The organism is Roseomonas sp. HF4 (assembly GCF_005222755.1).
Lineage (GTDB): Bacteria > Pseudomonadota > Alphaproteobacteria > Acetobacterales > Acetobacteraceae > Neoroseomonas.
This window is the reverse complement of sequence record NZ_STGD01000001.1, coordinates 159,892-179,334: the sequence shown is the minus strand read 5'-3', so window position 1 is coordinate 179,334 and position 19,443 is coordinate 159,892. Positions and strand designations below refer to the sequence as shown.

Genomic DNA, 19,443 nt, shown 5'->3' with positions numbered 1-19,443 from the left:
CCCGGCATGACCACCACCCTCGTCAGGAACGCGGAACTCGTCGTGGGGTGGGACTCCACGGCGAAGTCCCACAGCTACATGCCCGACACCGACGTCGCCTTCTCCGGCGGCACGATCACCTTCATGGGCCGCGGCTACGAAGGCGCAGCCGATGCGGTGATCGACGGACGCGGGCTGATGGTCATGCCGGGCCTCGTCAACATTCACTCCCATCCGTCGAGCGAGCCGCTGAACAAGGGCTTCCTCGACGAGATCGGCTCGCCCGGCCTCTACAATTCGTCGCTCTACGAATACATGCCGATCTTCCGCGCCGATGCGGAAGCGGTGCCGCATTGCGTGCGCGTGGCGCTGTCGGAACTGCTGCTCTCGGGCGTCACGACGCTGGCCGACCTGTCCATGGCGCATCCCGGCTGGCTCGACCTGCTGGCCGAGGCCGGCATGCGCGTCTGCATCGCGCCGATGTTTCGCTCGGCGCGCTGGTACACCAAGAACGGCCATGTCGTCGAATACGAATGGGACGAGAAGGCCGGCGAGAAGGCGATGGAGGAAGCCCTTCGCCTGGTCGAACGCGCCGAGCAGCACGAATGCGGCCGGCTGTTCGGCATGGTCGTGCCCGCGCAGATCGACACCTGCTCGGCCGGCCTGCTCAAGGACAGCCACGCGGAGGCCGCCAAGCGGGGCCTGTCCTGGCAGATCCACGCCGCGCAGTCGGTGGTCGAGTTCCACGAGATCACGCGCCGCCACGGCGTGACGCCGATCGGCTGGCTCGACCAGATGGGGCTGCTCGGCGAACGCAGCATCATCGGGCACGGCATCTTCCTCGACGACCATCCCTCGACGCCCTGGCACACCGAGACGGACCTCAAGCGCCTGGCCGAGACCGGCACCACCGTCGCGCATTGCCCGACCGTCTTCGCGCGGCGCGGCATCGCGATGAAGGACCTCGGCCGCTACATCCGCGAAGGCGTGAACATGGGGATCGGCACCGACACCTATCCCCACAACATGCTGGACGAGATGCGCCTCGCCGCGCACATCGCGCGCACCCAGGCGAATTCCCCGCGCACGCTGCAGACGACGGACCTGTTCAATGCGGCCACCATCGGCGGTGCGCGCGCGCTCGGGCGCGACGACATCGGCCGCCTCGCGGTCGGCTGCAAGGCGGATTTCTCGCTGGTGGACATCACCCACCCGATGATCCGCCCGGCCTACGACCCGATCCGCAGCCTGATCTACGCCGCCGGCGACCGCGCGCTGAAGGCGGTGTTCGTGGACGGTGCCAAGGTGGTCGAGGACGGCGAGGTGCTGACCATGGACTACCGCCAGGCGGCCGAGCACCTGCACGAGGCGCAGAAGCGCGTCATCGGCCGCGTGCCGCAGCAGGACTGGGCGCATCGCAGCGCGGAGAAGATCGCGCCGCCGACCTTCCACTGGTCGTGACGCGCCGCGCGCGACGGGAGGGGCGCTGCCCCTCCCGGACCCTCCCCGCCAAAGGCCTAAGGGCCTCTGGACACCATCACCCCGCCACCCGCCAGAATGTTGGTTTCCAAAGGCCTTTTGGCCTTTGGTGGGGTGGCTTGGAGGGGCAAGGCCCCTCCAACTCCAGGTAGCCCAATGTCGGACGAACTGCTGCGCATCGAGGGCCTCCGCACCGTCTTCCGCACCCATGGCGGGGAGATCGCGGCCGTCGACGGCGTCGACCTCTCGGTCCCGCGCGGCCGCACCCTCGGCATCGTCGGTGAATCCGGCTGCGGCAAGTCGGTGCTCTCGCTCTCGGTCATGCGCCTCGTCGGCCATCCCGGCCGTGTCGCCGCCGGGCGCGTGCTGCTGGAAGGCCGCGACCTGCTGAAGCTCTCCAGCGCCGAGATGCGCGACGTGCGCGGTAGCCAGGTCGCGATGATCTTCCAGGAGCCGATGACCAGCCTGAACCCGGTCCACACGGTCGGCTTCCAGATCACCGAGGCGATGCGCGCCCACGACCCACGTGCGTCGAACGCCGAGCTCCGCAACCGCGCCATCGAGGCGCTGACCCGCGTGCGCATCCCGGCACCCGAGCGGCGCTTCGAGGAATATCCGCACCAGCTCTCGGGCGGCATGCGCCAGCGCGTGATGATCGCCATGGCACTCGCCTGCCGGCCGAAGCTGCTGATCGCGGACGAACCCACCACCGCGCTCGACGTGACCGTGCAGGCGCAGATCCTGGACCTGCTGCGCGACCTGCAGCAGGACACCGGCATGTCCATCATCCTCATCACCCACGACCTCGGCGTGGTGGCGGAAATGGCGGACGAGGTCGCCGTCATGTATGCCGGCCGCGTGGTCGAGCGCGCGGCGGCGCCGGCCGTCTTCGCCGATCCGATGCACCCCTACACACTCGGCCTGCTGGGCTCCGTGCCCCGGCTCGACGAGGACCGGGAGACGCTGCTCGCGATCGACGGCAGCGTGCCGCCGCCCTTCGCCCTGCCCAAAGGCTGCCGCTTCCACCCGCGCTGCCCCTTCGCCGAGGACGCCTGCAAGGTCGAGCCGCCCCCCCTTCGCAGCATCGCGGACGGGCACGAGGCCGCCTGCCTGCGCGCCCCGGTCGAGGCCTTCGTCGCATGAGCGCAACGCTGCTCGAGGTCACGGGCCTCGCCAAGCACTACCCCGTCCGCAAGGGGCTGATCCTGGCGAAGCAGGTCGGCATCGTGCGCGCGGTGGACGGCGTCTCCTTCGCCGTGGACCGCGGGGAGACGCTGGCGCTGGTGGGCGAGAGCGGTTGCGGGAAGTCGACCACCGCGCGCCTGGTGCTGCGCCTCATCGAGCCGACCACCGGGACCATCCGCTTCGACGGGAAGGATGTCACGAAGGTCACCGGCGCCGCGCAGCGCGCCATGCGCCGGCGCATGCAGATCGTCTTCCAGGACCCCTATGCCAGCCTGAACCCGCGCCTGACCGTCGCGGAAACCATCGCCGAGCCCATGCAGGTGCACGGCATCGGCGATGCCGCGTCCCGCCGCGCGCGCGTCGAGGAACTGCTGAACCTGGTCGGCCTGCGCGCCTTCCACGCGCAGCGCTACCCGCATGAATTCAGCGGCGGCCAGCGCCAGCGCATCGGCATCGCGCGCGCGCTGTCGGTGCAGCCCGAGCTGATCGTCTGCGACGAGCCCGTCAGCGCGCTCGATGTGTCGATCCAGGCGCAGGTGGTGAACCTGCTGAAGGACCTGCAGCGCCGCCTCGGCCTCGCCTATCTGTTCATCGCGCATGACCTGGCGGTGGTGAAGCACGTCGCGGACCGCGTCGCGGTGATGTACCTCGGCGAGATCGTGGAGACCGCGCCGAAGCGCGCGCTGTTTGCCACGCCGCGCCACCCCTATACGCGCGCGCTGCTGGCCGCGATCCCGCATCCCGACCCCGCGCGCCGTGGCCAGGTGAAGCCGCTTGGCGGCGACGTGCCGAGCCCGATGAACCCGCCGCCTGGCTGCCGCTTCCACACGCGCTGCGCCTTCGCGCAGGACCGCTGCCGGACCGAGGCGCCGGCCCTGCGCCCGATGGCCGACGGGCACGCGGCCGCCTGCCATTTCGCCGAGACGCTGCCGCCCGCCGGGCTCGATTTCAGCGGCGGCCTGTCGGAGATCGCGGCGCGGCGACTCGCGCTCTACGCGAAGGCGCGCGCGGCCTAGGACGGTCGGGGGAGGGGAACCTCCCCCGATCCCCCTCTCTTCTCTGACACCTGGCGCCGGACCTCGTCGGCTTCGCGCCAGGTGTCAAAGAAGGTTAGGGGGCTCGGGGGGAAGTTCCCTTCCCCCCGCCTTCCTCCCGACCTACCCTCCGCCCGGATTGGGGGGAGCAGACCACATGGCCAGCATCGGCTTCGTCGGCCTCGGCAACATGGGCGCGCCGATGGTGCGCAACCTGCTGAAGGCGGGCCATGCCGTCGCCGCCTTCGACATCGTGCCGGGGGCGCTCGACCTCGTGCCCGGCGCCCGCCATGCGGTCTCCGCCGCCGATGCGGCCTCCGGCGCGGATGTCGTCATCACCATGCTGCCGGCCGGCCAGCATGTGCGCGACGCCTGGCTCGGCGCCGGCGGCATGGCCGCGGCCGCGCGCGCCGACGCACTGCTGATCGACTGCTCCACGATCGACGTCGCGACCGCGCGGGAGGTCGCCGGTGCCGTGCCGCAGGCCTTCCTCGACGCGCCCGTCTCGGGCGGCGTTATGGGTGCGGAGGCGGGCACGCTGACCTTCATGGTCGGGGGCACGGCGGAGGGATTCGCCCGCGCCGAGCCCGTTCTGCAGGGCATGGGCAAGCGCATCGTGCATTGCGGCGACGCGGGCGCCGGGCAGGGGGTGAAGCTCTGCAACAACATGATGCTGGCCGCGACCATGACCGTGACCTGCGAGGCCTTCGTCCTGGCCGAGAAGCTCGGCCTGTCGCACCAGGCTCTGTTCGACGTGTGCTCGACCGCGACCTCCTCCTCCTGGGCGCTCAATTCCTACTGCCCGGTGCCGGGGCCCGTGCCTGGCAGCCCGGCCAACCGGGACTACGCGCCGGGCTTCGCTGCGGCGCTGATGCTCAAGGACCTCGGCCTCGCGCAGCAGGCCGCGCAGCAGGTGGGGGCCGCGACGCCGATCGGCGCGCATGCGCTCGACCTCTATCGCCGCTTCGTGGAGGGCGGCGGGGCGGCGAAGGACTTCTCCGGCATCATCGCCATGATCCGCGAAGGGAACGCCTGATGACCACGACCTTCGTCTCCCCGCGCCTGCTGATGATCGGCGGCGGGTCGGTCGCGAAACTGCCCGAGGTGCTGGCGCAGTTCGGCCTGTCGAAGCCGCTGGTGGTGACGGACCCCTGGATGGTGTCGTCGCGGACGGTGGACAAGGTGCTGGCGCCGCTGCGGGCCGCCGGCATCGCGCCGGGCATCTTCAGCGATACCGTGCCCGACCCGACCGACACCGTGATCGAGGCCGGCGCCGCGGCCGTGAAGGCAGGCGACTACGATTGCCTGGTCGGCTTCGGTGGCGGCAGCCCGATGGACACGGCGAAGGCCATGGCGATCCTCGCCGCCGCGGAACCAGGGGCGAAGATGCGCGACTTCAAGGTGCCCGCGCAGGCCAATCGCGCCGCGCTGCCGGTCATCTGCGTGCCCACGACCGCCGGCACCGGCAGCGAGGCGACGCGCTTCACCGTCATCACGGACACCGCGCACGACGAGAAGATGCTGATCGCGGGCCTCGGCGCGCTGCCGCTGGCGGCCGTGGTCGATTTCGAGCTGACCTTCAGCCTGCCGCCGCGCATCACGGCCGATACCGGCATCGACAGCCTGACCCATGCGCTGGAAGCCTTCGTGTCGAAGCGCGCGAACGACGAGGCGGACGAATACGCGCTGCGCGCGATGCGCCTCATCGCGCCGAACCTGCGGACCGTCTACGCCGAGCCGTCCAACGCCGTCGCGCGCGCGGCCATGATGAAGGGCGCGACGCTGGCGGGCATCGCCTTCAGCAACTCCTCGGTCGCGCTGGTGCACGGCATGTCGCGCCCGATCGGCGCGCATTTCCATGTCCCGCACGGGCTGTCCAACGCGATGCTGCTGCCGGCGGTCACGGAATTCAGCCTGAACGCCGCGCTGCCCCGCTACGCCGAAGCCGCGCGCGCCATGGGCATCGCGACCGCGGCCGAAGGCGACCAGTCCGCCGGCGCGAAGCTGCTGCAGGAACTGCGCGACCTGAACCGCGACCTCGCGGTGCCGACACCCGGTGCCTTCGGCATCGATGCGGCGACGTGGGACGGGTTGCTGCCCACGATGGCCGCGCAGGCGCTGGCCAGCGGCAGCCCGGCGAACAATCCAGCCGTGCCGACGGAAGACGAGATCGTGGCCCTCTACCGGCGCGCCTGGGAAGGCTGATCGGGGAAGGGAGCCGTGGGGGGAGAAGGGAACTTCTCCCCCCACACCCCCCTCAACCTTCTTTGTCGTTTGGGACCGATCCTCGAAGGGTCAGCGCCAAACGACAAAGAAGGGAGGGGGTTCGGGCGAGGTTCTCTTCCCCCGACCTTCCGAAGCGCTACCGCTTCGCCGCCTTCGCCCCGGCCGGCGGCGGCGCCGGCTCCTCCGCCCGGCGCAGCCGCGTCCGCCCGGTGAACAGCACGATCGGCGCCGCGATGAAGGTGGACGACGAAGTCCCGATGATGATCCCCGCGATCATCAGCCAGCCGAAGCCCGCCAGCGTCTCGCCCCCGAACAGCGCGAGCGGCAGCGCCGCCAGCAGCAGCGTCATCGAAGTGCCGAGCGTGCGGTTCAGAGTCTCGTTGATCGAGCGGTCGACCAGTTCCTCGAGCGGCATGGTCTTGAACTTGCGCAGGTTCTCCCGCATCCGGTCGAACACCACGACCTTGTCGTTGGCGTTGAAGCCGATGATGGTCAGGATGGCCGCGACCGTCGTCAGGTTGAACTCGATCCCGGTGACGACCATCACGCCCACCACCTTGGTGGTGTCGAGCAGCAGCGTGACCACGCCGGCTATGGCGAACTGCCATTCGAAGCGGAACCAGATGTAGAGCAGCATCGCCGCGAAGGAGAGGCCGAGCGCGATCATGCCGCCCAGGAACAACTCGTCCGAGATGCGGTTGCCCACGGCCTCGACCCGCAGGATGCGCGTGCCTGGCACCGCCTGTTCCAGGGCGCCCCGCACCTGGTTGACGGCGCGCTGCACCGCGCCCTCGTCGCCCTGCGCGGGCAGGCGCACGGCGAAGGTGGATGGGTCGCCGAACTGCAGGACGATCGCATCGCCGAGTCCGAGCCCGCCCACGGTGCCGCGCAGCAGGCCGATGTCGCCGGGCCCGGGCGTGCGCACCTCCATCTCGATGCCGCCCTTGAAGTCGATGCCCTTCTCGAGCCCCGGATAGACCGCGAGCACGACCGAGGCGCTCGACAGGATGGCCGAGGTCAGCAGGCCGATCCGCGCACCCCGCATGAAGGGGATGCTCGTCGCATCCGGCACGATGCGGAACAGCGGCCGGCCGAGGCGCTGGAGGAAGCTCAGCCCCGGGCGTTCCAGGACCGGCAGCTCCTTGGCCCGCGTGCGCTTGAACCACCAGGAGATGACGAGGCGCGTCAGCACCGTCGCCGTCCACATCTGCACGATGGTGCCGATCGCGACCGTCACCGCGAAACCCTTCACCGGCCCCGAGCCGAAGCCGTAGAGGCAGGCCATGGCGATCAGGTTCGTGAGGTTGCTGTCGAGGATGGTGCCGGACGCCTTGGTGTAGCCGGCCTCGAGCGCATTGGCCGGTGTTCGCCCGTTCTTCACTTCCTCCCTGATGCGTTCGTTGATCAGGATATTGGCGTCGAGCGCGGTGCCGAGCGTCAGCACGATGCCGGCGATGCCGGGCAGGGTCAGCGTGCCCTCCATCAGGGACAGCGCCGCCATCATCAGGATCAGGTTGAAGAACAGCGCGCCATTCGCATACCAGCCGAACAGCCCGTAGGCGAAGCCCATATACAGGAAGACGAAGACCGTCCCGGCCGCGAGCGAGATCATGCCCGCGCGGATGGCGTCCGCGCCGAGTTCCGGCCCGACGGTGCGTTCCTCCACGACCGTCAGCGGCGCGGGCAGGGCGCCGGCGCGCAGCAGGACCGCGAGGTCATTGGCGCTTCGGACCGTGAAGTTGCCGCTGATCTGGCCCTGGCCGCCCAGGATCGGCTCGCGGATCACGGGCGCCGTGATCACCTTGTTGTCGAGCACCACGGCGAAGGGGCGGCCGACGTTCTCGCGCGTGATCTGTGCGAAGCGGCGCGTGCCGATGGAATCGAAGGTGAAGTTTACCACCCATTCGCCGGTGCGGCTGTCCTGGCCGGCGCGCGCATTGGTCAGGTTGGCGCCGTCCACCTCGACGCGGCGGCGGACGCCGAAGCGTTCGCCGTCCCGCTCGCCGGGCAGGATCATCACGCCGGGCGGGGGCGTCGCGGCCAGCGTTGCCGCCTCGTCCACCAGGTGGAAGGTCATGCGCGCGGTGCGGCCGAGCAGGTCCTTGATCCGGTTCGGGTCCTCGACGCCGGGCAGGGTGACGAGGATGCGCTGCGAGCCCTGGCGCGCGATCAGCGCCTCGGCCACGCCGGTCTCGTCCACGCGCCGGCGCACGATCTCGATCGACTGCTCGACCGCCGAGCCTGCCTTGGCGCGCAGCCCGGCCTCGGTCAGCGTCACCCAGACCTGCCCGTCGGCCTCGGTCGTCACCTCGACATCGGGGATGTCCTGCCCGGTGCTCGCGCGGATCGGGTTGCCCAGTTCGCGCAGTGCCGCGACGGCGGCCTGCACCTGCGCCGCGTCGGTCACGCGCAGCCCGATGCGCCGGTTGGGCGCGTCGGACGCCAGGTTCACGTAGCGGATGTTGCCCTGGCGCAGCCGCGTCCGCGCGCCGTCCACCATGCTGTCCAGGCGCTCGCGGACCACGGTGTTGAGGTCCACCTCGAGCAGCAGGTACGACCCGCCGCGCAGGTCGAGGCCAAGGTTGACCTGCCGCACCGGGAACCAGTCGGGGAAGGCTGCGCGCGGGATCAGGTTCGGGATGCTGACCAGCGTCCCGACCAGGCAGACCAGCAGGATGGCCGCGGTTTTCCAGCGCCCGAAATGCAGCATAACCAGTCGATACCCCAGGGTTGCGCGGGCCGGACAATGGCGAGGGGGGCCTGCCGATGCAACCCCGCGCCGCGCCTGCCCCGGGGCGGGGTGCCATGCCAGCGGCCGCACGCGTTGACCCGTGAAGCGGTCGCGCGGCCGCCGGCATGGCTTTGGTATCGCGCGCAGCCGCCACGCCAACCCTGCGCGCAGATACGTCCGGCGACAGCGCCGGGCGTATCAGCCGCCCATGCGCCCCATCACGACCGGGTGGTTGGCATCGCCGTTCTCGAAGGCGATCCAGACCTTGTCGCCCACCCGGTAGGCGGCGCCGCCGGCATTGGCACCCGGGGGCAGGCTGCACGCCGCCCAGGCGGAAATGCCGCCGCCGAGGGCCGACTCGCACCGGATCTGCACCCTTTGCTGCTGCATCGGGTCCGCCGCGTTCACCACCTGGCCGCGATAGACACCCTTCAGGCCGGACATCGCATCGTTCCTCCCGCGCCCCGCCCGACGGTAACATGCCGGCCGGCGGCCCAGAAGCGCCACGAGGGCCGCCCCCGGGGGATACCGCCCCGGCCCCGACTGCGTTACGAGCGCCGCATGAGCGCCCCCTCCACCCCCCTTGCCCTCGGCATCCTCGGCGTCGGCCATTTCGGCCGCTTCCATGCGCTGAAGGCCGCCGCCAACCCGCGCATCCGCCTGGTCGGCCTGCACGATGCCGATGCCGGCCGTGCCGCCGCGGTGGGCGCCGAGGCCGCCGCACCCCCGATGGACGCCGCCGCGCTGATCGCCGCCGCCGATGCCGTGGTCGTCGCCGCGCCGACCCGCTTCCATTTCGCGCTGGCCGAGGCCGCGCTCGCCGCCGGGAAGCATGTGTTCGTCGAGAAGCCGATCGCCGCGACGCTCGACGAAGCCGATGCGCTGATCGCCCGCGCCGAGGCCGGGCGCCGCGTGCTCCAGGTCGGCCATATCGAGCGTTTCTCGGCCGCCTTCCGCGCCGTCACGGGCGCGCCCGCCGGTGGCCGCGCGCTGTCCTGGGACGCGGTCCGCGCGGCGCCCTTCCGGCCGCGCAGCCTCGACGTCTCGGTCGTGCTCGACCTGATGATCCACGACATCGACCTGGTGCTCGAACTGGCCGGCGACATGCCCGAGGCGATCGAGGCCGTGGGCAGCGCCGTCGCCTCCGAGCGCCCGGACTTCGCGGTCGCCCGCCTGCGCTTTCCCGGCGGTCGGGCGGCGGTGCTGACCGCGTCGCGCGTCTCGCTCGCCATGGAACGCCGCCTGCGCGTCCTCGGCACGGAGGGCGAGATGGCGGTGAATTTCCTCGACCGCTCGCTGGCGGTGCTGCGCCGCGGCGGGGCCGAGCCGGTCGTGGCCTTGCCCGGCTCCGGCATCGACCGCGCCACCTGGACCGACCACGACAGCCTGGAGGCCGAGCAGGCCGCCTTCGTCGCGGCCTGCCTGGACGGCGCGCCCGTGGTGGTGGACGGTGCGGCCGGTCGGCGCGCGCTCAAGGTGGCGCTTGCCATCGAGACGGCCATCGCCGGAGGACACGCATGACCAAACCCCGCATCGCCGTCATCGGCGCCGGCGCCGTCGGCGGCTACGCCGGCGCCTACATGGCCGAGGCCGGCCACGACGTCACCTTCGTCGACCCCTGGCCGGAGCATGTCGAGGCCATGCGGTCGCGCGGCCTGACCATCGCCCACCTGAAGGACGTGCCGGAGTTCACCGTGCCGGTGAACGCCATTCACCTGACCGAGCTGCAGTCCTTCGCGAAGCAGCGCCCGGTCGACATCGCCTTCGTCTGCATGAAGTCCTACGACACCGCCTGGGCGACGACGATGATCGCGCAGTACCTCTCGCCGGGCGGCTACGTCGTCTCGCTGCAGAACTGCATCAACGAGGAGGTCATCGCGGGCATCGTCGGCTGGGGCCGCGTGCTCGGCGCGATCGCCTCCCTCATCACGGTCGAGCTCTCCGCGCCGGGGCTGGTGAAGCGCGCGGCTGGCAAGTCCGGCGCGTCGCACACCGTCTATCGCGTGGGGGAGCCGCATGGCCGGATCTCCCCGCGTGCGGAATTCGTCACCTCGCTGCTGGCGCTGTCCGATTCCGCGCTGACCACGCCGAACCTCTGGGGCGAACGCTGGTCGAAGCTCACCGCCAACGTCATGGGCAACGGGATCGCCGCCGCCACGGGCCTGGTCGCGAAGGAGGCCACGGCCGACGACGCCATCCGCGCCTTCGCCGCGCGGCTGGGCAGCGAGGCGATCCGCATCGGCCAGGCGCTGGGCTACGACCTCGAGGAGATCCTGCACCTCGACCCCGAGGTCATCGCCCGTGCCGGGGAAGGCGACGACGCGGCCCGCCGCGCCTACGACGCGCAGCGCCTGGCCGATACGCAGAAGCCCGGCGGCGGCGCGCACCGCGCCTCGATGGGCCAGGACATGATGAAGGGCCGGCGCACCGAGATCGAGTTCCTGAACGGCTTCGTCGTGGCCCGCGGCGCCGGGATCGGCATCGCCGCGCCCGCGAACGCCGCGCTGACCGAGATCGTGAAGCGCGTCGAGCGGGGGGAGGCGGCGCCGTCGCCCGACCTGATCCGGGGGCTGCGGCTCAATTGACGATGTAGGGTGGGGGGAGAAGGGAACTTCTCCCCCCACACCCCCCTCAACCTTTTCTGGCTTCTGGCGACCCACCACCCAGGATCGGCGCCAGGTGCCAGAGAAGGGAGGGCTTGGGGTCCCCGCGGCGGTGCGCAGCAACGTCGTGGGGCCCGGTTTGGGGGAGGTTCTCCTCCCCCAACCTCACCTGACCCGCGCCAGCACCCGCCGCGCGCGCTCCACCACCGGCAGGTCGATCATCGCCCCTTCGAAGGCGACCGCGCCCTTGCCTTCGGCGAGCGCGACATCGAAGGCCGCGATCAGCCGCCGCGCGCGGTCGACCTCGGTGGGGGAGGGCCCGTATTCCTCGTTGATCACCGCCACCTGCGCGGGATGGATGCAGGCCTGGCAGGAAAAGCCCAGCGCGCGCGACCGGCGCAGCGACGCGCGATACGCCTCGAGGTCAGAGAAATCCGCGAACGGTCCGACCGAGCCCATCGGCTGGATCCCCGCGGCACGCGCCGCGGCCACCACCATCATCCCGAAGTGGTAGAGCATGTCCGCCCCCGGCACGGCGCCGAGCTCGGTGGCGAGATCCTCCGCCCCGATGCCGAGCGCCACCACGCGCCGGTCGGCGGCCGCGATCGCGCCCAGCAGCGGCAGCGCATCCGGCGTCTCCACCACCGCGACGAAGCGCGTATGGCCGGGTGTCATGCCCTGCGCCGCTTCCCGCGCCGCCACCAGTTCCGACAGCAGCCGCACATGTTCCGGCCCCATGGTCTTCGGCAGCATCAGCGTGCCGACGGGCGGCATCACCGCGGCGGCGATGTCCGGCACGGCGAGGTCCAGCGGGCGGTTGATCCTGACCGCCACCTCCGCGCCGGCCTGGCCGACGGTCGCGGCTGCCCTGGCCAGCGCATCGCGCGCCGCCTGCTTCGCCTCGGGCGGGATCGAATCCTCGAGGTCGAGGATCACCACATCCGCCCCGCGCGCATGGGCGCGCGCCACGAACTTCTCCCCCGTCGCGGGGACGAACATCAGCGACCGCCACGTCGCGGGGGATGCGCGCGTCATGCCGCGAACTCCAGCTCCATCGTCGCGCAGAGATGCCCGTCCTTGTCGGTGGCCCAGCAGCGCATCTTTTCATCCGCGGGCGCCGCGCCACAGAGCGTCACGGTGTCGCCCACCCAGAGGGGGCGCGACAGCCGTGCCGTGAAGCCCCTGAGCCGGCCCTGGGCCCGCTTCAGCGCCGCGTCCAGCATCAGCTGCATGGTCAGCCCGCCATTCTGCACCGTGGCCGGGTAGCCTTCCTCGTTCCGCGCGTAGTCCGCGTCGTAGTGGATGCGGTGCGCGTTCCAGGTCACCGAGGAATAGCGGAACACGAGCGGCGAGGAGAGCACCACCGTGTCCGCATAGATGCCGTCCGCCGGCGCCGGCTGCGGCGGGGAGGTCGGGCTCGCCTGCCCCGGCTGCGGCGCCTCCCGGTACAGGGCGTCGAACTCGTCCACCGCGATCACCTGGCCGCGCGTCTCGATGACGTGCCGCATCGTCAGCACCGCCATCCGCCCGGTCCGTCCGATCCGGGGTGCCACCTGCGCGACGATCGCGCGCTTGATGGCGGGCTCGCCGATCCGGAGCGACCCTTCGATCGTGACCCGCCGCCCCGCGCCCATGCGCCGCGGCAGCGGGATGGGCGGCAGGAACACGCCCTTGTTCGGGTGCCCGTCGGGGCCGATGTCGCTCTGCCTGGCGATGTCGGGGAAGAACATCGTGAACCAGTGCGGCGGCAATTCGTCGTCCTGCCGCAGCGTCGCGGGGTCGATGTCGAGCATCCCCGCGATGCGCCGCGCGGAAGACAGGCCGATCTCGTCCTCCACCACCCGCTCGCGCCCGACCCAGTCCTGGAGGCCCGCGATCGCGGCCTCGAATTCGGCATCACTCGTCATGTCAGTCCATCGCATCCCAGCAGGCGCGGGCCAGGCGCCCGGCCGTCGCATAGGCGGCGGTAAAGCCAGGCAGGCCATCCGGCAAGGTGTCCGGCACCTGGTCCAGGTAGACGCTGATGATGAAGCGCGGCCGGTCGTCCTTGTAGACCACGCCCGCATCCATCCGCCCGCGCGGCCCGCGCCCGGTCTTGTTCGCGACCTTCGCCTTCTGCGGCAGCAGCGACGGGATCAGGTTCCGCAGCCGTTGCCAGGACAGGATATCCAACCCCAGACGGCACAGCGTCGGCGTGGCCCCCAGGAAGGCCGCCGCGGCATCGTCCGACGCCCCGGCCACCATGCGGTCCAGCAGCACGCCCTGGTCGCGGGCCGAGGTGCTCGCCACCGCCTCCACCGGATGGTCCCAGGGCAGGCCCGGCGGCGGGAAGTTCACCCGGTGCGTCATGCCCTTCATGCCGATCCGGTGGCACCAGGCGTTCAACGCGTCCCGGTCCAGCCGCTCCAGCACGATCTGCGTGCAGACGTTGTCGCTGGTGATGATCATGTTCACCAGCGCGTCGCGCAGCGGGATGACGCAGCCCGGCGTCATGTACTGGTACGTCCCACTGTCCACGCCCTCCTGCAGGCGCGCCTCGATCGTGCAGGGCTCGTCCAGCCGCAGCGCGCCCTCATGCACCTTGCTCAGCGCGTGCATCAGGATCGAGGTCTTGCGCGTGCTGGCGGATGGCAGGACCACGTCGCCGCGGCGATCCGCCTCGGCGCCGGTCCTGAGGTCCTTCACGTACCAGGTCGTGTCGAAGAGCTGCACGTCGCAGATGGCGTTCATCCGCGCGACCAGGTCCTGCATCAGCGTTCCTCCCGAAGATGCCGAACGCTAGCCCCGCCGACCCCGCGTGGCCAGGGCGCGCGCCGCGCGATATCCTGCGCGCGCAGCAAGCGGAGGAATGCCATGAGGACCGACATCAGGCGCGTCGCGGTGATCGGCGCCGGCACCATCGGCGCCTCCTGGGCCGCCTACTTCCTGAGCCGCGGCATCCCCGTCGCGGCCTCCGACCCGTCCCCCGGCGCGCCCGACCTGATCCGCCGCATGATCGAGGGCGCCTGGCCCGTGCTGATGCGCCTCGGCGGCAAGTCCGGCGCCGACCCGGCCGCCTGGACCTTCCAAGCGGACCCCGCCGCCGCCTGCGCCGGCTGCGACTTCGTGCAGGAAAGCGCGCCCGAGCGCCTCGACATCAAGCAGGACCTGCTGGCCCGCATCGACGCCGCCCTGCCGCCGGACGTGGTGATCGCCTCCTCCACTTCGGGCCTGCTCGCCTCCCGCCTGTCGGAACGCTGCGCCCATCCGGAGCGCGTCGTGATCGGCCACCCCTTCAACCCGCCGCATCTGATCCCGCTGGTCGAGGTGGTGGGCGGCGCCAAGGGCAGCCCCGAGGCCGTCGCGGCGGCGATGGACTTCTACCGCGCCATCGGCAAGTACCCGATCGAGATCCGCAAGGAAGTGCCGGGGCACCTCGCCAACCGGCTGCAGGCCGCGCTCTGGCGGGAAGCGGTCCACCTGGTGGCCGAGGGTGTCGCGACGGTCGCCGACGTCGATGCCGCGATCAGCGAGGGCCCGGGGCTCCGCTGGGCGCTGATGGGCCCGCATACGACCTTTCACCTGGCCGGCGGGGAAGGGGGGCTCGACCATTTCATGCACCATCTGCTGCCCGCCGTGACCTCGTGGTGGGACGACCTCGGCGAGCCGAAGGTGGACGCCGCGCTGCAGCGCGCGCTGGTCGCGGGCGTGGCCGAGGCCACGGGCGGCGCCTCCACGGCCGACCTCGCCCGCCGCCGCGACGCCGCCCTGGTGCGCCTGTTGGAGGCACGCGCCGCCACCGGCTGACGCGATGCGCGGCGGCGCCATCGCCGGCGGCGCCGCGCGACGGCGGGGCGGGCTTCCCAAGCCCGCCCCGCCGCGCCACGCTGCACCGCAGCAACACCGCGGGGGCAGGCATGGGCGCGCGCCAATTCCATCTCGGCTGGTTCCTCCAGGGATCCTCGGCGCAGGCCTGGGGGGAGCCCTGGACGGGCAACATCGGCACCGAATGGATGGTGCCCGACTTCTTCATCGAGATGACGAGGAACCTCGAGCGCGCCTGCTTCGACTACGTGCTGCTCGAGGACAGTTCCTACATCGGGGAATCCTACGGCGGCTCGCGCGAGATCTACCTGCACCATGGCCTGTCGGTGCCGCGGCAGGACCCGTCCGTCGTGGCCGCGCTGCTGGCGCGGGAGACGAAACACATCGGCATCGTCGCGACCTTCGGCACCTTCGCCTATCCGCCCTACCTGCTGGCGCGTCTGGTCGCGACGCTCGACCAGGTCTCCTCCGGGCGGATCGGCTGGAACGCGGTCACGGGGAGTTCCGACTTCGCGGCGCGGAACTTCGGCCTGGACGGCATGCCGCCGCACGACACGCGCTACGACATCGCCGACGAGTACATCGATGTCTGCCGCAAGCTCTGGGGGTCGTGGGAGCCCGGCGCCATCCTCGCGGATCGCGAGAGCGGCGTGCTGGTGGACCACGCCAAGGTCCACGCGATCGACCATGACGGGCCGCATTTCAAGGTGCGCGGGCCGCTCAATTCCGGGCCCTGCCCGCAGGGGCAGCCGGTCATCGCCCAGGCCGGCGGGTCGCCCCGCGGGCGCGCCTTCGCCTCCCGCCACGCCGACACTATCGTCGCCATGGTCAAGGGCACCGCCGGGATGCGCGCCTACCGCGACGACATCCGCGCCCGCATGGCGGCGCACGGGCGCAACCCGGATGACTGCAAGGTGCTGTTCCTGGTCTCCCCCGTGCTGGGCGATACCGAGGAGGAGGCGCAGGCGCGCCACAGGCGGCGCCTCGCCACGACCGAGGACGCCATCGCCAAGCGCCTCGCGCACCTGTCCAAGATCACGAACCTCGACTTCGGCGCGCTGCCGCTCGACCAGCCGCTGGGCAGCCTCACCACCAACGGCCACCAGCAGTCGCTCGATGAATTCCTGAAGAAGGCGGGCAACCGCACGCTGCGGGAGGCGGCCGAGATCTATTCCGACGCGGGCTCCATCCCGCTGATCGGAACGCCGGCGCAGGTCGCCGAGCAGATGGGCAGGGCGATGGAGGAGATCGGCGGCGACGGCTTCCTGCTGTCGAGCAACGACACCTCCCGCCGCGTGGTCGCCGAGATCGCCGACGGGCTGGTGCCGGAACTGCAGCGCCGCGGCCTGGTGCGCCGCGCCTACGGGCACGCGATGTTCCGGGACAACCTGCTGGCGTTCTGAGGCGCACCCGCCGCGCGGCCGTGAACCGTGCCTTCACCTTCGTCGGGCATCCTCGGGCGACGTACCGAGGAGTAGGTTCCGCATGCGCGCCTGGTTCCGATCGATCCGAGGCAGGATCACGTTGCTGGTCGGCCTGCTGGCCGTCCTCGGCGCGGCGGGCGGCCTCGTCGGCGCGCTCACGTTGCGCATCCACGCGGCGGATGTCGCCGCGCTTGGGCGCGAACAGGAACGCGCCTACCTCGTGCAGCGGCTCGATACCTCGGTCTACGCGGTGGTGATGGAAAGCCGCGGCATCTACGTCGCGCGGACCGCGCAGCAGGTCGAGCGCTTCGGCGCCGGGCTGCGGCGCCACACCGCCCGCATCCGCGAGGACATGCAGGGCCTGCGCGCCGTGGCCGAAGGCGACGACCTGATCCCGCCGCTGCTCGCCGCCCTCGACGAATTCGTCCGCTTCCGGGAGGACCTCGTGAGGGTCGGCCTGGCGGAGGGCGCCGCGGCCGCCGACCGCATGGGCAACAACGACGCCAACCGCGCCAACCGCACGCAGGTCAACCGGGCGCTCGACGCCGCCTCGGCGCGGTTCCGCGACCGCGCCGCCGCCGCCGCCGCCGAGATGGAGGCGGAGGGCAGGTGGTTCGGGTGGCTCCTGCTGGTCGTCCCGCTCGTGGCGCTGCTGGCCGGCCTCGCCGCCGCCTGGTTCGCGCGCGCCGGCATCGGCGCGCCGCTCGCCCGCGTGACGGCGGGGATGGACGCGCTGGCCGCCGGGCGCACCGACCTGACGCTGGCCGAGGCGGCCCGCGCGGACGAGATCGGGGCCATGGCCCGCGCCGTCGAGGTGTTCCGCCGCAACGCCCAGGAGAACGCCGCGCTGCGCGCCGCCCAGGAGGCCGAGCGCGCCCGCGCCGAGGGCGAGCGCCGCGCCGCGATCGAGGCCGTCGGCCGCCGGATCGAGACCGAGACGCGCGCGGCGGTGGAGGCGATCGCCGCCCGCCTCGCGGCCATGTCGCGCGAGGCGGGCAGCCTTGCCGCCTTCATCGGCACCACGGCGCGGGACGGGGAGGCGCTGGCCGACGGCGCGCGGTCGAGCCTCGACCACGCCACCGGCAGTGCCGCCGCGGCCGAGGAACTCTCCGCCTCCATCTCCGAGATCGCCGGCCGCGTGGAGCAGGCCGCCGGCGCGACGCGCCGTGCCGTGCACGGCGCCGCCGAGGGCGGCCGCGCCATCGAGGGCCTGCAGCAGGCGGTCGAGCGGATCGGGGAGGTCGCGCGCCTGATCTCCGACATCGCCGCGCGCACCAACCTGCTCGCGCTCAACGCCACGATCGAGGCCGCCCGCGCGGGGGAGGCCGGCAAGGGCTTCGCCGTCGTGGCCGGGGAGGTGAAGGCGCTCGCCAGCCAGACCGCCCGCAGCACCGAGGAGATCGGCCGCCAGATCCAGGCCGTCGTCAGCGCGACGCGGGAAGCGGTGGACAAGGTGCAGGACATCTCCGTCAGCGTCTCCGAGATGGAGGGCATCGCCTCGGCCATCGCCGGCGCCATGACGCAGCAGACGGAGGCGACCGGGGAGATCGCGCGCACCGCCTCCGGCGCCGCCGCCGCCGCCCAGGCCATGACGGCGCGCTGCGAGGCCGTGGGCAGCGCGACGGGGCAGGCGGACGCGCGCGCGGGCGCGCTGCGCGTCGCGGCAGCCGAGGCCGAGGCTGCCATGACCGGGCTGCGGGCCACGCTTCTGGGCATCGTCGCCGAAGCGGGCGGGGCCCCGGCCGCCGGCGCCGACCTGCCGCGCCGCGCAGCCTGAGGCGTCGCCGCCGGCCGGATCCTGGCCGGACTTCGCCCGCCGGATGTGCAGCCGGTGCCTGCCGCAAAGGCACGTCGCCACCGGCCATGCCCATCATTCCGGCAAGGGGGGCTTGCGCGAAGCGGCCGCGCGGGCTTCCTCTCCGCGCATGGCTCGTCTTCTCCACGACCGTGCCGGGACCGGCGGCGCCACATGACGGCGGTGCTCGAGGTCTCCGGCCTGACCCTAGATTTCCGCCAGGACGGGCGACGCCTGCGCGTGCTCGACGGCGTATCGTTCCGCGTCGATGCCGGCCGGACGCTTGCGATCGTGGGCGAGTCCGGCTGCGGCAAGTCGGTCTCCGCGCTTGCCGTCATGGGCCTGCTGCCGGATACGGCCAGCATCGGCGGCGCCATCCGCCTCGGCGGGCGGGAATTGACCGCGCTGTCGCCGGAGGACCGCCGCCTGCTGCGCGGTGGCGAGATGGCGATGATCTTCCAGGAGCCCATGACCAGCCTGAACCCGGCCTTCACGGCGGGGGAACAGGTGGCGGAGGCGCTCCGGCTGCACCAGGGCCTCGACGCGCAGGCCGCCTTCGCGGAAGCCGTGCGCATGATCGACCGCGTGCGCATCCCCGACGCCGCGCGCCGCGCGCGGCAGTATCCGCACCAGCTCTCGGGCGGCATGCGCCAGCGTGTCATGATCGCCATGGCGCTCGCCTGCCGGCCGAAGCTGCTGATCGCGGACGAACCCACCACCGCGCTCGACGTCACGGTCCAGGCGCAGATTCTGGCCCTGCTGGATGAGATGAAGCGCGAGACCGGCACCGCCGTCGTGCTTGTCACGCACGACCTCGGCGTGGTCGCGGACCACGCGGACGAGGTCGCGGTCATGTACGCCGGGCGCATCGCCGAACAGGCGCCGGCCGCGACGCTCTTCGCGCGCCCGGAGCACCCCTACACCGCCGGCCTGCTCGGCGCCGCGCCGGGGGAGGGGGAGCCGGGCCAGCGGCTGGCAAGCATCGAGGGCACCGTGCCCGACCTCCGCAGCCCGCCGCCCGGCTGCCGCTTCGCCCCGCGCTGCCCTTTCGCGCTGGCGCGCTGCCATGCGGAGGCGCCGCCGCTGGCGCGGGTGGCGGAGGACCACGTCTCGGCGTGCTGGCGGGCACCGCTCGACCAGGTGCTGGAGGCGGCGTGATGGCGGAAGACAGGATGGGGGAGGA

Annotated in this window: 16 protein-coding genes; 11 read left to right on the top strand and 5 right to left on the bottom strand. The window is 72.0% G+C overall.

The genetic code is table 11. The features are described 5' to 3' along the window. The first annotated feature begins 6 nt into the window (after nucleotides 1-6). From E8M80_RS00880 to E8M80_RS00860, 5 genes are all read left to right on the top strand, one after another. Nucleotides 7-1,440, top strand: coding sequence for an amidohydrolase family protein (locus tag E8M80_RS00880; protein WP_137123759.1), 1,434 nt, complete (start codon nucleotides 7-9; stop codon nucleotides 1,438-1,440). A 174-nt stretch (nucleotides 1,441-1,614) separates the two neighbouring features. Next, on the top strand, nucleotides 1,615-2,601 hold the full coding sequence (locus tag E8M80_RS00875) for an ABC transporter ATP-binding protein (RefSeq protein WP_137123758.1): 987 nt from the start codon (nucleotides 1,615-1,617) through the stop codon (nucleotides 2,599-2,601). Next, nucleotides 2,598-3,659 carry an ABC transporter ATP-binding protein gene (locus E8M80_RS00870; RefSeq protein ID WP_137123757.1) on the top strand — a complete coding sequence of 354 codons (1,062 nt, stop codon included), beginning with the start codon at nucleotides 2,598-2,600 and terminating at the stop codon, nucleotides 3,657-3,659. Before E8M80_RS00875 ends, E8M80_RS00870 begins: the two co-directional genes overlap by 4 nt. A 175-nt stretch (nucleotides 3,660-3,834) precedes the next feature. Next, a complete protein-coding gene (gene mmsB / locus E8M80_RS00865) occupies nucleotides 3,835-4,713 on the top strand; it encodes a 3-hydroxyisobutyrate dehydrogenase (RefSeq protein ID WP_137123756.1) in 879 nt (292 codons plus the stop codon). After that, nucleotides 4,713-5,882, top strand: a complete 1,170-nt coding sequence (locus E8M80_RS00860; protein WP_137123755.1) for an iron-containing alcohol dehydrogenase — start codon at nucleotides 4,713-4,715, stop codon at nucleotides 5,880-5,882. The genes mmsB and E8M80_RS00860 overlap by 1 nt, the downstream gene beginning before the upstream one ends. 157 nt (nucleotides 5,883-6,039) lie before the next feature. Here E8M80_RS00860 and secD read toward each other — a convergent pair whose 3' ends face one another. Together secD and E8M80_RS00850 are read right to left on the bottom strand one after the other, a co-directional pair. Further along, the gene (secD, locus tag E8M80_RS00855) at nucleotides 6,040-8,613 is read right to left on the bottom strand and encodes a protein translocase subunit SecD (protein WP_137123754.1); all 2,574 of its coding nucleotides are present in this window, start codon (nucleotides 8,611-8,613) and stop codon (nucleotides 6,040-6,042) included. A 219-nt stretch (nucleotides 8,614-8,832) separates the two neighbouring features. Next, a complete protein-coding gene (locus E8M80_RS00850) occupies nucleotides 8,833-9,078 on the bottom strand; it encodes a phage baseplate assembly protein V (protein WP_137123753.1) in 246 nt (81 codons plus the stop codon). Between the two features lie 117 nt (nucleotides 9,079-9,195). On the opposite strand from E8M80_RS00850, the gene E8M80_RS00845 reads away from it, so the two are divergent. After that, nucleotides 9,196-10,155 carry a Gfo/Idh/MocA family protein gene (locus E8M80_RS00845; RefSeq protein ID WP_137123752.1) on the top strand — a complete coding sequence of 320 codons (960 nt, stop codon included), beginning with the start codon at nucleotides 9,196-9,198 and terminating at the stop codon, nucleotides 10,153-10,155. Further along, entirely contained in the window at nucleotides 10,152-11,219 is a 1,068-nt protein-coding gene (locus E8M80_RS00840) for a ketopantoate reductase family protein (protein ID WP_137123751.1), read from the top strand. The genes E8M80_RS00845 and E8M80_RS00840 overlap by 4 nt, the downstream gene beginning before the upstream one ends. Nucleotides 11,220-11,402: 183 nt before the next feature. Here the strand turns inward: E8M80_RS00840 and E8M80_RS00835 are convergent, their stop codons facing one another. The 3 genes from E8M80_RS00835 to E8M80_RS00825 are packed head-to-tail and all read right to left on the bottom strand — an operon-like array spanning nucleotide 11,403 to nucleotide 13,988. Next, a complete protein-coding gene (locus E8M80_RS00835; RefSeq protein WP_137123750.1) occupies nucleotides 11,403-12,272 on the bottom strand; it encodes a CoA ester lyase in 870 nt (289 codons plus the stop codon). Then, the gene (locus E8M80_RS00830) at nucleotides 12,269-13,144 is read right to left on the bottom strand and encodes a hypothetical protein (RefSeq protein ID WP_137123749.1); all 876 of its coding nucleotides are present in this window, start codon (nucleotides 13,142-13,144) and stop codon (nucleotides 12,269-12,271) included. The genes E8M80_RS00835 and E8M80_RS00830 overlap by 4 nt, the downstream gene beginning before the upstream one ends. Nucleotide 13,145: 1 nt before the next feature. Next, nucleotides 13,146-13,988, bottom strand: coding sequence for a serine hydrolase (locus E8M80_RS00825; RefSeq protein WP_137123748.1), 843 nt, complete (start codon nucleotides 13,986-13,988; stop codon nucleotides 13,146-13,148). Nucleotides 13,989-14,090: 102 nt separating this feature from the next. Between E8M80_RS00825 and E8M80_RS00820 the strand changes: the two genes are divergently transcribed. The 4 genes from E8M80_RS00820 (at nucleotide 14,091) to E8M80_RS00805 (ending at nucleotide 19,418) form a co-directional block, all read left to right on the top strand. Next, nucleotides 14,091-15,023, top strand: a complete 933-nt coding sequence (locus E8M80_RS00820) for a 3-hydroxyacyl-CoA dehydrogenase NAD-binding domain-containing protein (RefSeq protein WP_137123747.1) — start codon at nucleotides 14,091-14,093, stop codon at nucleotides 15,021-15,023. A 110-nt stretch (nucleotides 15,024-15,133) separates the two neighbouring features. Beyond that, nucleotides 15,134-16,444, top strand: coding sequence for an NtaA/DmoA family FMN-dependent monooxygenase (locus E8M80_RS00815; RefSeq protein ID WP_137123746.1), 1,311 nt, complete (start codon nucleotides 15,134-15,136; stop codon nucleotides 16,442-16,444). 82 nt (nucleotides 16,445-16,526) lie between these two features. Beyond that, entirely contained in the window at nucleotides 16,527-18,242 is a 1,716-nt protein-coding gene (locus tag E8M80_RS25685) for a methyl-accepting chemotaxis protein (protein ID WP_170979135.1), read from the top strand. A gap of 192 nt (nucleotides 18,243-18,434) precedes the next feature. Then, on the top strand, nucleotides 18,435-19,418 hold the full coding sequence (locus tag E8M80_RS00805; protein ID WP_137123745.1) for an ABC transporter ATP-binding protein: 984 nt from the start codon (nucleotides 18,435-18,437) through the stop codon (nucleotides 19,416-19,418). The last annotated feature ends 25 nt before the right edge of the window (nucleotides 19,419-19,443 follow it).